Source organism: Streptomyces sp. NPDC059900 (assembly GCF_050270335.1).
Lineage (GTDB): Bacteria > Actinomycetota > Actinomycetes > Streptomycetales > Streptomycetaceae > Streptomyces.
In genome coordinates this window covers 1-12,642 of sequence record NZ_JBNNJZ010000227.1, presented here as the reverse complement: position 1 = coordinate 12,642, position 12,642 = coordinate 1, and the positions used below count along the sequence as shown (strand labels likewise).

The 12,642-nt window shown below is 70.4% G+C and carries 10 protein-coding genes; 3 read left to right on the top strand and 7 right to left on the bottom strand.

Annotated elements, in window-relative coordinates; all coding sequences use genetic code 11:
• A partial coding sequence (locus tag ACQKIP_RS25815) for an N-acetylmuramoyl-L-alanine amidase (protein WP_427744204.1) occupies positions 1 to 317 on the top strand: 317 nt, incomplete at its 5' end.
• A gap of 43 nt (positions 318 to 360) precedes the next feature.
• Here ACQKIP_RS25815 and ACQKIP_RS25810 read toward each other — a convergent pair.
• A complete protein-coding gene (locus tag ACQKIP_RS25810; RefSeq protein ID WP_365853444.1) occupies positions 361 to 879 on the bottom strand; it encodes a DUF4240 domain-containing protein in 519 nt (172 codons plus the stop codon).
• 181 nt (positions 880 to 1,060) lie between these two features.
• On the opposite strand from ACQKIP_RS25810, the gene ACQKIP_RS25805 reads away from it, so the two are divergent.
• Both ACQKIP_RS25805 and ACQKIP_RS25800 read left to right on the top strand, forming a co-directional pair.
• Positions 1,061 to 2,035 (top strand): SDR family oxidoreductase, encoded by a 975-nt coding sequence (locus ACQKIP_RS25805; protein WP_365852640.1) that lies wholly within the window; start codon positions 1,061 to 1,063, stop codon positions 2,033 to 2,035.
• A gap of 57 nt (positions 2,036 to 2,092) precedes the next feature.
• On the top strand, positions 2,093 to 3,082 hold the full coding sequence (locus ACQKIP_RS25800) for a helix-turn-helix transcriptional regulator (protein ID WP_365852642.1): 990 nt from the start codon (positions 2,093 to 2,095) through the stop codon (positions 3,080 to 3,082).
• 141 nt (positions 3,083 to 3,223) lie between these two features.
• On the opposite strand, the gene aceE is transcribed toward ACQKIP_RS25800, so the two are convergent.
• The 6 genes from aceE to ACQKIP_RS25770 all read right to left on the bottom strand — a co-directional run.
• Entirely contained in the window at positions 3,224 to 5,920 is a 2,697-nt protein-coding gene (gene aceE / locus ACQKIP_RS25795; protein WP_365852644.1) for a pyruvate dehydrogenase (acetyl-transferring), homodimeric type, read from the bottom strand.
• A gap of 288 nt (positions 5,921 to 6,208) precedes the next feature.
• On the bottom strand, positions 6,209 to 6,832 hold the full coding sequence (locus tag ACQKIP_RS25790) for a GntR family transcriptional regulator (protein ID WP_190081302.1): 624 nt from the start codon (positions 6,830 to 6,832) through the stop codon (positions 6,209 to 6,211).
• Between the two features lie 151 nt (positions 6,833 to 6,983).
• Positions 6,984 to 8,780 (bottom strand): 2-oxoglutarate dehydrogenase, E2 component, dihydrolipoamide succinyltransferase, encoded by a 1,797-nt coding sequence (gene sucB / locus ACQKIP_RS25785; protein ID WP_365852646.1) that lies wholly within the window; start codon positions 8,778 to 8,780, stop codon positions 6,984 to 6,986.
• 60 nt (positions 8,781 to 8,840) lie between these two features.
• Positions 8,841 to 10,229 carry a dihydrolipoyl dehydrogenase gene (lpdA, locus tag ACQKIP_RS25780; RefSeq protein WP_365852648.1) on the bottom strand — a complete coding sequence of 463 codons (1,389 nt, stop codon included), beginning with the start codon at positions 10,227 to 10,229 and terminating at the stop codon, positions 8,841 to 8,843.
• 314 nt (positions 10,230 to 10,543) lie between these two features.
• A complete protein-coding gene (locus ACQKIP_RS25775) occupies positions 10,544 to 12,076 on the bottom strand; it encodes a leucyl aminopeptidase (RefSeq protein ID WP_365852650.1) in 1,533 nt (510 codons plus the stop codon).
• Between the two features lie 191 nt (positions 12,077 to 12,267).
• Positions 12,268 to 12,642 (bottom strand): adenosylcobinamide-GDP ribazoletransferase (locus tag ACQKIP_RS25770; protein ID WP_427744201.1); only part of this gene is annotated, 375 nt, incomplete at its 5' end.

Sequence of the window (12,642 nt, the reverse complement as noted above, 5' to 3'; positions counted from 1 at the left end):
CGCAGGGCTTCAACCGGGGTTCGGTGGGGATCGCGGCGATAGGGACGTTCACGAAGGGGGTGCCTGTTCCCAAGGCGATGACCGATGCGATCGCGGCGCTGGTGGCGTGGAAGCTCGGCCTGACGGACGTGGACCCGCGTTCCAAGGTGCGGCTGGTCTCCTCGAACAGCCTCAGCAGGTATCCGAAGGGCAAGAGCGCCAAGTTCAGTGCGGTGTCAGGGCACAAGGACGGCTACTACACGCAATGCCCGGGAGCGGCACTGATGGCCGCGCTCCCCGGGATCAGGAAGGAGGCGGCACGGCTCCAGGACCGGTAGCGAAGGCGCGGTGTCCCGACCGGCAGAAGAAGCGCGGTGTCCGTCAGTCGCCGAAGCGTTCCCAGAGCTTGGGGTAGCGCTGGGCCATCGCCGTGTCGTCCTCGAGGTCCAGCGGTGTTCCCTCCGGCTCCGAAGGGGCGGGAGCGATACCGAGATCGGGGGTGACCACACCGGTGAGCTGTTCGTAGGCCTCGTCCGCGGCGAAGCCGAGCTCCTCGCCGTCACCGTCCACGTCCTCGTCGAAGTAGTCCAGGAGATCCGCGAGCGAGTCGGGGTCGTGCAGGGCGCCCTCGAAGACCTCACGGCCCTGGCCGATCAGCCAGCAGCGGAAGTAGTCGAAGGCATCCTCGCCGGCGCCGTCGAGGATGACCGAAGCAGCCCCCCAGAGGTCCCAGCGGTACGCACGGTTGTAGCGGGCCTCGAAGTGACGGGCGAAGTCGAGGACCATGTCGGGTTCGAGCTCCAGGAGCCGCTCGGTGAGCAGGTCGGCGTGGTCCTCGGGGTCGCCGTCGGCGGCCACCCGGGTGCGGTCCACGATCTCCCAGAACTCCGTCTCGTCCATCACGGGACAAGCATCGGTCCTGGGGGGTGGGTACGCACGTGGAGTGCGGCGGATGCGGCCCTCTCGTTATGCGTGCACATGCCCATGGAAAACCCGACAGGAGATGTCGGCATTGCGTGGAAGCCTCCCGGACATGGAGAGCACGCAGCACACGGAAGGAAATGACGTGGGGAGCAGGGACATGGAGAGTACGCACGCGTCCGCCCGGTCAGTGACCGGAGCCCGGCCACTGACGGGAAAGGTCGCGCTCGTCGCCGGTGCCACCCGGGGCGCCGGCCGGGCCATGGCCGTGGAGCTGGGCCGCGCCGGAGCCATCGTGTACGCGACGGGACGCACGACCCGCAAGCACACCAGCGAGGTGGGCCGCGCCACGGAGACCATCGAGGAGACCGCGGAGCTGATCACCGCCGCGGGCCGGGAAGCGGGCGGAACGGGCACGGGGATCGCCGTACCCACCGATCATCTGGAGCCCGCGCAGGTCGAGGCCCTCGTCGAGCGGATCGAGCGCGAGCAGGGCCGCCTCGACATCCTGGTCAACGACATCTGGGGCGGCGACATCCACGTCGAGTGGGACAAGAAGATGTGGGAGCACGACCTCGACAAGGGGCTGCGCCTGATGCGCCTCGGCATCGAGACCCACATCGTCACCAGCCGGTACGCGCTGCCGCTGCTCGTCAAGAACCCCGGTGGCCTGGTCGTCGAGGTCACCGACGGAACGCAGGAGTACAACGGCCCCAACTACCGCAAGCCCTTCTACTACGACCTCGCGAAGTCGACCCCGCTGCGGATGGCGCAGGGGCTCGCCGAGGAGGTCAAGGAGTACGGCTGCACGGCGCTCTGTCTCAGCCCCGGCTGGCTGCGCTCCGAGTTCATGCTCGACACGGCCTTCGGCGTCACCGAGGAGAACTGGCGGGACGGCTGCAAGCAGAACCCCCACTTCGCCATCTCCGAGACCCCCACCTTCGTGGGCCGGGCCCTGGTCGCGCTCGCCTCCGACCCCGAAGTGGCCCGCTGGAACGGGAAGTCCCTCTCCAGCGGCGGCCTCGCCAAGGAGTACGGCTTCACGGACATCGACGGCTCGGCGCCGGACGCCTGGCGCTACATCGCGGAGGTCGAACAACCGGGCAAGCCCGCCGACGTCACGGGCTACCGCTAGGGGGCCGCCCGCAACCGGTGCGCGTGAGTGTCCCCCGGGCGGCGGCATCATGGGGGCATGCGCGCTGCACGCCTCATCAAGATGGTGCTTCTGCTCCAGGCCCGTCCCTCCATGACCGCCGCCGAGCTCGCGGATGAGCTCGAAGTGTCCGAGCGGACGATCACGCGGGACGCCCAGGCGCTCTCGGAAGCCGGTGTTCCGGTGTACGCGGACCGGGGGCGGACCGGCGGCTACCGGCTCATCGGCGGCTACCGCACCCGGCTCACCGGCCTGGGCCGCAGCGAGGCGGAGGCGCTGTTCCTCTCCGGAGTGCCGGGTGCGTTGCGCGAGATGGGCCTGGAGGACGCGGCGTCGGCGGCCCGCCTGAAGGTGTCGGCGGCGCTGATGCCCTCGCTGCGGGACGCCTCGCAGAACGCATCGCAGCGGTTCCATCTGGACGCGCCGGGCTGGTTCAAGGAGACGACGACGCCCGAGTTGCTGCCCGTCCTCGCGGACGCGGTGTGGGACGACCGCCTCGTCACCGCCCGCTACCGGCGCGAGGACGCCGAGGTGGAAAGGGAGTTGGAGCCCTACGGCCTCGTGCTGAAGGCCGGCGTCTGGTATCTGTGCGCGCGGGTGCCCGGCAACGATTCGTTCCGGGGCAACGGTTCGTTCCGGGTGTACCGCATCGACCGGTTCACCGCGATCGCCGCGGGCGAGGACCGCTTCGTACGGGACGAGGAGTTCGACCTGCCGGGGTTCTGGGAGGAGCGGGCGGCGCAGTTCGCCCGGGGGATCCTGCGGTCCGAGGTCGTGCTGCGGCTCTCCGAGGAGGGCGTACGACGGCTTCCGTATGCCACCGACGTCGCTTCCACCCGCGAGGCGCTGGAGACCGCGGGCGCCCCGGACGACGCGGGCCGGGTGACGCTCACCCTTGCCGTGGAGAACGAGAACGTCGCGTACACCCAGCTGATGTCCCTGGGCCCGGAGGCGGAGGTCCTGGAGCCGGCGACGCTGAGGGAACGATTCGCGGCAGCGGCCCGCCAAATGGCCGACCGCTACCGGTAAACCGAACGCCCCCCTACAACCGGCCCCGCCACAGCCGAAAGCGGGCCCCCCACAGCCGAAAGCGGGCCCCCACAGCCGAAAGCGGGCCCCCGCCACCCGGCAGGGACCCGCATCAGGCCGAAGGCCGCAGAGGGCCGCAGGCTACAGGCCGTACTTGGCCCGGGCCTCCTTCACCGAGGCAGCGGGCACCTCGCCCCGCCGCGCCAGCTGCGCGAGCGCGGCGACGACGATCGACTCGGCGTCGATGCCGAAGTGGCGGCGGGCCGCGTCACGCGTGTCGGAGAGACCGAAGCCGTCCGCACCGAGCGACGAGTAGTCCTGCTCGACCCACTGCGCGATCTGGTCCGGCACCTGCCGCATGTAGTCGGAGACCGCAAGGACGGGACCCTGCGCGCCTTCGAGCGCGGTGCGCACGTAAGGAGTGCGCTCCTCGCCGCGCAGGATCGCCTCGTCTGCCTCGAGGGCGTCGCGGCGCAGCTCGGTCCAGGAGGTCGCGGACCACACGTCGGCGGCAACGCCCCAGTCCTCGGCGAGCATCTTCTGGGCCGCGAGGGTCCAGTGGATGGCCGTACCCGAACCGATCAGCTGGATGCGCGAGGCGTTGGCCGCGGGGGAGTGCCCCGCCGTCTCGGCGGTGTTGAAGCGGTACAGGCCGCGCACGATGCCCTCGTCGACACCCGCGGGCTTCGCGGGCTGCGGCATCGGCTCGTTGTAGACGGTGAGGTAGTAGAAGACGTTCTGGTCTTCGCCCTCGTGGGCCTCGCCGTACATGCGGCGCAGACCCTCCTTGACGATCGCGGCGACCTCGTAGGCGAACGCCGGGTCGTACGAAAGGGCGGCCGGGTTGGTCGCGGCGATCACCGGCGAGTGGCCGTCCGCGTGCTGCAGACCCTCACCCGTCAGCGTCGTACGACCGGCGGTGGCGCCGACGAGGAAGCCGCGGCCGAGCTGGTCGCCGAGCTGCCACATCTGGTCGGCGGTGCGCTGCCAGCCGAACATCGAGTAGAAGATGTAGAAGGGGATCATCGCTTCGCCGTGCGTCGCGTACGACGACGACGCGGCGATGAAGTCCGCCATGGAGCCGGCCTCGGTGATCCCCTCGTTGAGGATCTGGCCGTCCTTGGCCTCCTTGTAGTACATCAGCTGGTCGCGGTCGACCGGCTCATAGTTCTGGCCCTTGGGCGAGTAGATGCCGAGGGACGGGAAGAGCGACTCCATGCCGAAGGTGCGCGCCTCGTCGGGGACGATCGGCACCCAGCGCTTGCCGGTCTCCTTGTCGCGTACGAGGTCCTTGACCAGGCGTACGAAGGCCATGGTCGTCGCCACGGACTGCGAGCCGGAGCCCTTGTCGAAGGCGGCGAACGCCTTGTCGGCCGGGGCGGGCAGCGGCGCGAGCGGCTGCGTGCGGCGGGCCGGGGCCGGGCCGCCGAGGGCCGCGCGGCGCTCCTGGAGGTAACGGACCTCGGGCGAATCGGCGCCCGGGTGGCCGTAAGGCACCACGCCGTCGACGAACTGGCTGTCGGAGATCGGCAGCTCGAGGAGGTCGCGCATGTCCTTGAACTCGTCCACCGTGAGCTTCTTCATCTGGTGGTTGGCGTTCTTGGACTCGAAGCCCTTGCCGAGGGTGAAGCCCTTGACCGTCTGCGCGAGGATCACGGTCGGCGCGCCCTTGTGGGTGAGCGCCGCACGGTAGGCCGCGTAGACCTTGCGGGCCTCGTGGCCGCCGCGCGAGAGGTGGAAGCACTCGCTGATCTTGTCGTCGCTCAGCAGCTTGCCCAGCTCGACGAGCGCCGGCTCGGAGCCGAAGAAGTGCTCGCGGATGTAGGCGGCGTCGCGGGTCGCGTACGTCTGGAACTGTGCGTCCGGCACCTCGCGCAGGCGGCGGACCAGGGCGCCGTTGGTGTCGAGCTGGAACAGCTCGTCCCAGGCGTTGCCCCACAGGACCTTGATGACGTTCCAGCCGGCGCCGCGGAACTGGGCCTCCAGCTCCTGGACCACGCGGAAGTTGGCGCGGACCGGGCCGTCGAGGCGCTGCAGGTTGCAGTTGATGACGTAGGTGAGGTTGTCCAGGCCCTCACGTGCGGCGAGCGCGAGGGCTGCCGTCGACTCGGGCTCGTCCATCTCGCCGTCACCGAGGAACGCCCAGACGTGCGAGCTGGAGACGTCCTTGATGTTGCGGTTGGTGAGGTAGCGGTTGAACCGCGCCTGGTAGATCGCCGACAGCGGGCCAAGACCCATGGAGACGGTCGGGAACTCCCACAGCCAGGGCAGACGCCGCGGGTGCGGGTAGGACGGCAGGCCGTTGCCGCCCGCCTCCTGGCGGAAGTTGTCGAGCTGCGCCTCGTTCAGACGGCCGTCGAGGAAGGCGCGGGCGTAGATGCCGGGGGAGGCGTGGCCCTGGATGTACAGCTGGTCGCCGGAGCCGTCCCCCTCCTTGCCGTGGAAGAAGTGGTTGAAGCCCGTCTCGTACAGCCAGGCGGCTGAGGCGAAGGTGGCGATGTGGCCGCCGACGCCGTGTTTGCTGCCCCGGGTCACCATCGCGGCCGCGTTCCAGCGGTTCCACGCGGCGATCCGCTGCTCCATCGCCTCGTCGCCCTCGATCGCCGGTTCGGCGGAGGTGGGGATGGTGTTGACGTAGTCGGTCTCAAGGAGCTTGGGCAGCGCCAGGCCCGCGCCCTCGGCGCGCTCCAGCGTGCGCCGCATCAGGTATGCGGCTCGGTGCGGCCCGGCCGCCTGGGTAACGGCGTCCAGGGAGGCCTGCCATTCGGCGGTCTCCTCGGGGTCGCGGTCCGGGAGCTGGTCGAGCTCGCTCGGCTGGATTGCGGAGGGGTCGGTCATGTCGCCGCCTTCCTGAGTCGGAGGGGGTCCCCTGTTCGGTAAGGGGTGGGGTTGCCCGAAGTCTTTGGCAGGACAGGGCGTGAGGCTCCTGTGAGAGCCCGTCGGAGACTCTAACTCCGTGATCGATGATCGATCAAAGGGTTGAAGCGGAAAACTCTTTTATATTCAGAAAGTAGGCATCCGGTGCCATTAATGCGGGCACGCGGTGCCTTCGAATTGAAGGATCACCGCAGGTGAGAGCACGTATGAGCGGGCCGTTCACGGATGAGCGCGAGCCCGTGGGGCGGGTCAGGGACGCGGCGCGCAGCCCAGTACATGGGCCTTCACCAGCTCCGCGATCGCGGGATCCCGGCTCCGGAATGCGGACACGAGCGCCTCGTGCTCCTCGGCGTACGACTGCTGAACCGTCCCGAGCCAGCGGATCGACAGGGCCGTGAAGACCTCGATGCCCAGGCCCTCCCAGGTGTGCAGCAGAACGGAGTTGTTCGCGGCCCGCACCAACTCCCGGTGGAAACCGACCGTGTGGCGCACCTGGGACGTCCCGTCTGCGGCCCGGTCCGCCTCGTACAGGGCGGCGACATGGGGTTCCAGGGCCGAGCAGTCACCGGCCAGGCTCTCCGCCGCGAGCTCGGCGGCGATGGCCTCGAGGCCCGCACGGACGGGGTAGCTCTCCTCCAGGTCCGCCGCGGTGAGGTTCCGCACGCGCACGCCCTTGTTGGGCGCCGATTCGATGAGCCGCAGCGTCTCCAGCTCCCGCAGGGCCTCCCGTACGGGTGTCTGCGAGACCTCGAGTTCCACGGCGATCCGCCGCTCCACGATCCGCTCGCCCGGCTGCCAGCGTCCGCTGACGATCCCCTCCACGATGTGCTCGCGGATCTGTTCGCGCAGCGAGTGAACGACGGGCGCGGTCATGTGGGCTCCTCCGGCGGGGGCAGCGCCCCAGGGCGTGGTGACCCCTAGACAATACGGCGACGCCCCCGCCCGGAAACCTCCGAACGGGGGCGTACGCCCTGATGAGACGAGTCTTACAGCCCTGGCTCCGCGGAACCGCAGGCCGGTGGGACTACAGGCCGAGCTCGACCTCGAACTCGCCGGCCTCCAGGATCGCCTTGACCGTGGTCAGGTAACGGGCGGCGTCCGCGCCGTCCACCAGACGGTGGTCGTAGGAGAGCGAGAGGTACGTCATGTCACGGACCGCGATGGTCTCGCCGAGGTCCGGGTGGTTGATGACGACCGGACGCTTGACCGTGGCACCGATGCCCAGGATGGCGGCCTGGTTCGGCGGCACGATGACCGTGTCGAACAGGGCACCGCGCGAACCGGTGTTGGAGACCGTGAAGGTGGCGCCGGACATGTCGTCCGGGGTGAGGCCACCACCGCGGGCCTTGCCGGCCAGCTCGGCGGTCTTCTTGGAGATACCGGCGATGTTCAGGTCGCCCGCACCCTTGATGACCGGCGTCATCAGACCCTTCTCGGCGTCAACGGCGATGCCGATGTTCTCCGAGTCGAAGTACGTGATGGTGCCTTCGTCGTCGTTGATCCGGGCGTTGACGACCGGGTGGGCCTTCAGCGCCTGGGCGGCGGCCTTCACGAAGAACGGCATCGGGGAGAGCTTGACGCCCTCACGGGCCGCGAACGCGTCCTTCGCCTTGGCGCGCAGCTTCATCAGCTTCGTGATGTCGACCTCGACGACCGAGGTCAGCTGGGCCTGCGAGTGCAGCGCCTTCATCATGTTGTCGCCGATGACCTTGCGCATGCGGGTCATCTTGACCGTCTGGCCGCGCAGCGGGGACGCCTCGATGGACGGGGCCTTCGAAGCGGCATGGCCCCCGGCAGAACCAGCGGCGGCAGCCGGAGCCGGGGCGGACTTCTTGGCCTCGGCGGCGGCGATGACGTCCTGCTTGCGGATACGACCGCCGACGCCGGTGCCCTTGACGTCCGACAGGCTCACGCCGTGCTCGTTCGCCAGCTTGCGGACCAGCGGCGTGACGTACGCGCCGTCGTCGGCCGGGGAGGACTGGGCCGGGGCGGCGGGAGCCGACGGCGCCGGAGCGGCGGGCTGAGCCGGGGCGGCCGGAGCCGGTGCCGGAGCCGCGGGCTGAGCCGGAGCCGGAGCCGGAGCGGCAGCGGCGGGCGCGGCCGGGGCGGCGGGCGCCGGTGCCGGAGCGGCGGGCTGGGCCGGAGCCGGCTTCTCGGCGGCCGGAGCAGCCGGGGCAGCAGGAGCGGCGGCGGCCGGAGCGGCACCGGCGGCACCGATGACGGCCAGCTTGGCGCCGACCTCAGCGGTCTCGTCCTCGCCCACGACGATCTCGAGCAGCACGCCCGCGGCCGGGGAGGGGATCTCGGTGTCGACCTTGTCCGTGGAGACCTCGAGCAGGGGCTCGTCCTCCGCGACCTCCTCGCCGACCTCCTTCAGCCAACGGGTGACGGTGCCCTCGGTGACCGACTCGCCCAGTGCGGGCAGCGTGACGTCGGTGCCGGAGGCGCCACCGGCCGGGGCGGCCGGAGCGGCCGGGGCCTCGGCGGCGGGAGCCGGAGCGGCGGGAGCCTCGGCGGCGGGGGCCGGGGCCTCCTCCTGCGCGGGCTCGGCGGCCGGGGCGGACTCGGCCGCGGGGGCGCCGCTGCCGTCGTCGATGACGGCGAGCTCGGCGCCGACCTCGACGGTCTCGTCCTCGGCGACCTTGATGGAGGCCAGGATGCCGGCGGCCGGGGAGGGGATCTCGGTGTCGACCTTGTCGGTCGAGACCTCGAGCAACGGCTCGTCGGCCTCGACGCGCTCGCCCTCGGCCTTCAGCCAACGGGTGACAGTGCCCTCGGTGACGCTCTCGCCGAGCGCCGGAAGGGATACGGAAACCGCCATGGTTTCAGTTGCTCCTTACGAATTGCGGAAGTCTGTGGTCGTCGCGCCCGAAACTGAAGGTCAGTCGTGGGAGTGGAGAGGCTTGCCCGCGAGGGCCAGGTGAGCCTCGCCCATCGCCTCGTTCTGCGTCGGGTGGGCGTGGATGAGCTGGGCGACCTCGGCCGGCAGCGCTTCCCAGTTGTAGATCAGCTGGGCTTCGCCGACCTGCTCGCCCATGCGGTCGCCGACCATGTGGACGCCGACCACGGCACCGTCCTTGACCTGGACGAGCTTGATCTCGCCCGCGGTCTTGAGGATCTTGCTCTTGCCGTTGCCCGCCAGGCTGTACTTGAGGGCGACGACCTTGTCCGCGCCGTAGATCTCCTTGGCCTTGGCCTCGGTGATGCCCACGGAGGCGACCTCGGGGTGGCAGTACGTCACCTTCGGCACGCCGTCGTAGTCGATCGGGACGGTCTTGAGACCGGCCAGGCGCTCTGCCACCAGGATGCCCTCGGCGAAGCCGACGTGCGCGAGCTGGAGGGTCGGCGCCAGGTCACCCACGGCCGAGATCGTCGGAACGTTGGTCTGCATGTACTCGTCGACGAGGACGAAGCCGCGGTCCATCGCGACGCCCTGCTCCTCGTAGCCGAGGCCCTGGGAGACCGGGCCGCGGCCGATGGCGACCAGGAGCACCTCGGCGTCGAAGGTCTTGCCGTCGGCGAGGGTCACGCGGACGCCGTCCTGCGTGTACTCGGCCTTCTCGAAGAAGGTGCCGAGGTTGAACTTGATGCCGCGCTTGCGGAACGCGCGCTCAAGAAGCTTCGAGGAGTTCTCGTCCTCGACCGGGACGAGGTGCTTGAGGCCCTCGACCACGGTGACCTCGGCCCCGAAGGACTTCCACGCCGAGGCGAACTCGACGCCGATGACGCCGCCGCCCAGGATGATCGCGGACTTCGGCACGCGGTCCAGGGTGAGCGCGTGGTCCGAGGAGATGATGCGGTTGCCGTCGATCTCCAGGCCCGGCAGCGACTTCGGCACGGAGCCGGTCGCGAGGAGCACGTGGCGGCCCTGGATGCGCTGGCCGTTCACGTCCACCGAGGTGGGCGACGAGAGCTTGCCCTCACCCTCGATGTACGTCAGCTTGCGCGAGGCGATGAGTCCCTGGAGGCCCTTGTAGAGGCCCGAGATCACGTCGTCCTTGTACTTGTGGACGGCCGCCATATCGATGCCCTCGAAGGTGGCCTTCACGCCGAACTGACCGGCCTCGCGAGCCTGGTCGGCGATCTCGCCGGCGTGCAGCAGCGCCTTCGTGGGGATGCAGCCGTTGTGCAGGCAGGTACCGCCGACCTTGCCCTTCTCGATCAGGGCGACGTCCAGGCCAAGCTGCGACGCGCGCAGTGCCGCGGCGTAACCGCCGCTACCGCCGCCGAGGATCACTAGGTCGAAAACGGTGCTGGCGTCGTTCGCCACGTCACGTCCTCCATGCATGTGCGCCGTACGCCGGACCGCTCTTCCCGTGGGACGACCGGTCGGTCGGCTGGTATTCGGCCGCTCTTGTTTCGGCCCTGTGGTGGGGGCCCTGTCCTGCCGAGAACCCATCTTCGCACTTGTCGGCGGGAGGTGGGACGGCGGGCCGGGCTGTGAGACGTCTGATTCGCCACGTCGGGGCGTTACTCAGGCGTATGAACGTACGGATTTCGTCGAGGGCGAAATCGGCCACAAGCAGCCCGGGGCCCGGACATCTGGGTGTCCGGGCCCCGGCCCGCGTACGACGGATCAGCAGGTCAGCCGAGGTCGCCCGCCGCCGTGCGCTCGGCGAGGCGGACCAGGGTGCGGACCGCGGTGCCGGTGCCGCCCTTGGGCGTGTAGCCGAAGGGGCCGCCCTCGTTGAAGGCGGGGCCCGCGATGTCCAGGTGCGCCCAGGTGATGCCCTCGCCGACGAACTCCTTCAGGAAGAGACCGGCCACCAGACCGCCGCCCATGCGCTCGCCCATGTTGGCGATGTCGGCGGTGGGGGAGTCCATGCCCTTGCGCAGGTGCTCGGGCAGCGGCATCGGCCAGGACGGCTCGCCCGCCTCCTCGGAGGCGTCGTGGATCGCGGCGCGGAAAGCGTCGTCGTTGGCCATGATGCCGAAGGTGCGGCTGCCGAGCGCCATCATCATCGCGCCGGTGAGCGTGGCCACGTCGACGATCGCGTCGGGCTTGTCCTCGGAGGCCTTGGCGATCGCGTCGGCCAGGACCAGACGGCCCTCGGCGTCCGTGTTCAGGACCTCGACGGTCTTGCCGCTGTACATCCGCAGGACGTCGCCGGGGCGGGTCGCCGAGCCCGACGGCATGTTCTCGGCGAGCGCCAGCCAGCCGGTGACGTTCACTTCGAGGCCCAGGCGCGCGGCGGAGACGACGGCGGCGAAGACGGCCGCGGCACCGGCCATGTCGCACTTCATCGTCTCGTTGTGACCGGCGGGCTTCAGGGAGATGCCGCCCGAGTCGTACGTGATGCCCTTGCCGACGAAGGCGAGGTGCTTCTTCGCCTTGGACGAGGTGTACGAGAGCTTCACCAGGCGCGGCGGGGCCTCCGAGCCGACGCCGACACCGAGGATGCCGCCGTAGCCGCCCTTGGTGAGCGCCTTCTCGTCCAGGATCTGGACCTTGATGCCGTGCTCCTTGCCGGCCGCGGAGGCGACCGCGGCGAAGGCCTCGGGGTTCAGGTCGTTCGGCGGGGTGTTGATCAGGTCGCGGGCGCGGTTGAGCTCCTCGGCCACGGCGACGGCGCGCTCGACGGCGGCCTTGTACGCCTTGTCGCGGGGCTTGCCGCCGAGCAGGGCGATCTCGGCGAGCGGACCCTTGGCGTCCTTGCCGTTCTTGCCCTTGGCGGAACCGTTCTCCTTGTAGGCGTCGAAGGAGTACGCGCCGAGCAGCGCGCCCTCGGCGATCGCGCCGGTGTCCTCGGCGTCCTCGGCGGGCAGCGCGAACGCGGCCTTCTTCGAGCCGGACAGGGCGCGCGCGGCGGTACCGGCGGCGCGGCGCAGGGCATCGGTGCCGTACGTCTCGTCCTTCTCCGGCACCGTGCCGAGACCGACCGCGACGACGACCGGGGCCTTGAAGCCCGACGGCGCGGGCAGCTTGGTCACCTCGCCCTCGCCGCCCGTGGCGCCGAGGGTCTCCAGGACGGAGGCGAGCTTGCCGTCGTACGCCTTGTCCACGGCTTCGGCGCCCGGAGCGACGACCGGCCCCTTGGCGCCCTTCGCGACGCCGACGACGATCGCGTCGGCACGCAGGCCGGACGCGGCGGCAGTGCTGAGAGTCAGAGCAGTCACGGTGGTGAATTCTCGCTTCCGTTGAGTTCTTGGCCGATGGGGTGGGTCGACCCGGCCCGGCGCCAGCCTAGAACGGGCCGAAAGGGCGCCGGACATGAGCCTACGCGCGTCGCGCCCGTTCGATCGTGTCGGCGTAGATTCATCCGTTCGTGGCGGCGCTTTTATGTTTCACAGTGGCGTGCCCACGGGCTTCAGCCGAGCGCCAGAACCACGAGGGCCGCAGTGGCCGCGGTCTCCGCGAGCGCGCCGAACACATCGCCGGTGATGCCCCCGAAGCGGCGGACGCAGTGCCGCAGGAGGAGTTCGGCGGCGCAGACCGCCAGGACCACGGACGCCGCGTACTGCACGCTCCCGTACGCCCCGAACGGCAGGGCGGCGATCCCGGCCGCCGCGGTGACGAGCGCGGCCACGAGCAGGGCGGCGCTCCGGGGGACGGTTCCCGCCACCGCCGCGCCGAGTCCCTCCGGGCGGGCCGGGGGGATGCCCGTGCGGGCGGCCAGGGTGAGCGCGAGGCGGGCCGCGGTCGCCGAGACGACGGCGGCGAGCGCGCCCCGGGTCCAGGAGGC

Coding starts and splice junctions, on each gene's coding strand:
- ACQKIP_RS25810 (WP_365853444.1), bottom strand. CDS start 879: ATGGACGAGACGGAGTTCTGGGAGATCGTGGACCGCACCCGGGTGGCC.
- ACQKIP_RS25805 (WP_365852640.1), top strand. CDS start 1,061: ATGGAGAGTACGCACGCGTCCGCCCGGTCAGTGACCGGAGCCCGGCCA.
- ACQKIP_RS25800 (WP_365852642.1), top strand. CDS start 2,093: ATGCGCGCTGCACGCCTCATCAAGATGGTGCTTCTGCTCCAGGCCCGT.
- aceE (WP_365852644.1), bottom strand. CDS start 5,920: ATGACCGACCCCTCCGCAATCCAGCCGAGCGAGCTCGACCAGCTCCCG.
- ACQKIP_RS25790 (WP_190081302.1), bottom strand. CDS start 6,832: ATGACCGCGCCCGTCGTTCACTCGCTGCGCGAACAGATCCGCGAGCAC.
- sucB (WP_365852646.1), bottom strand. CDS start 8,780: ATGGCGGTTTCCGTATCCCTTCCGGCGCTCGGCGAGAGCGTCACCGAG.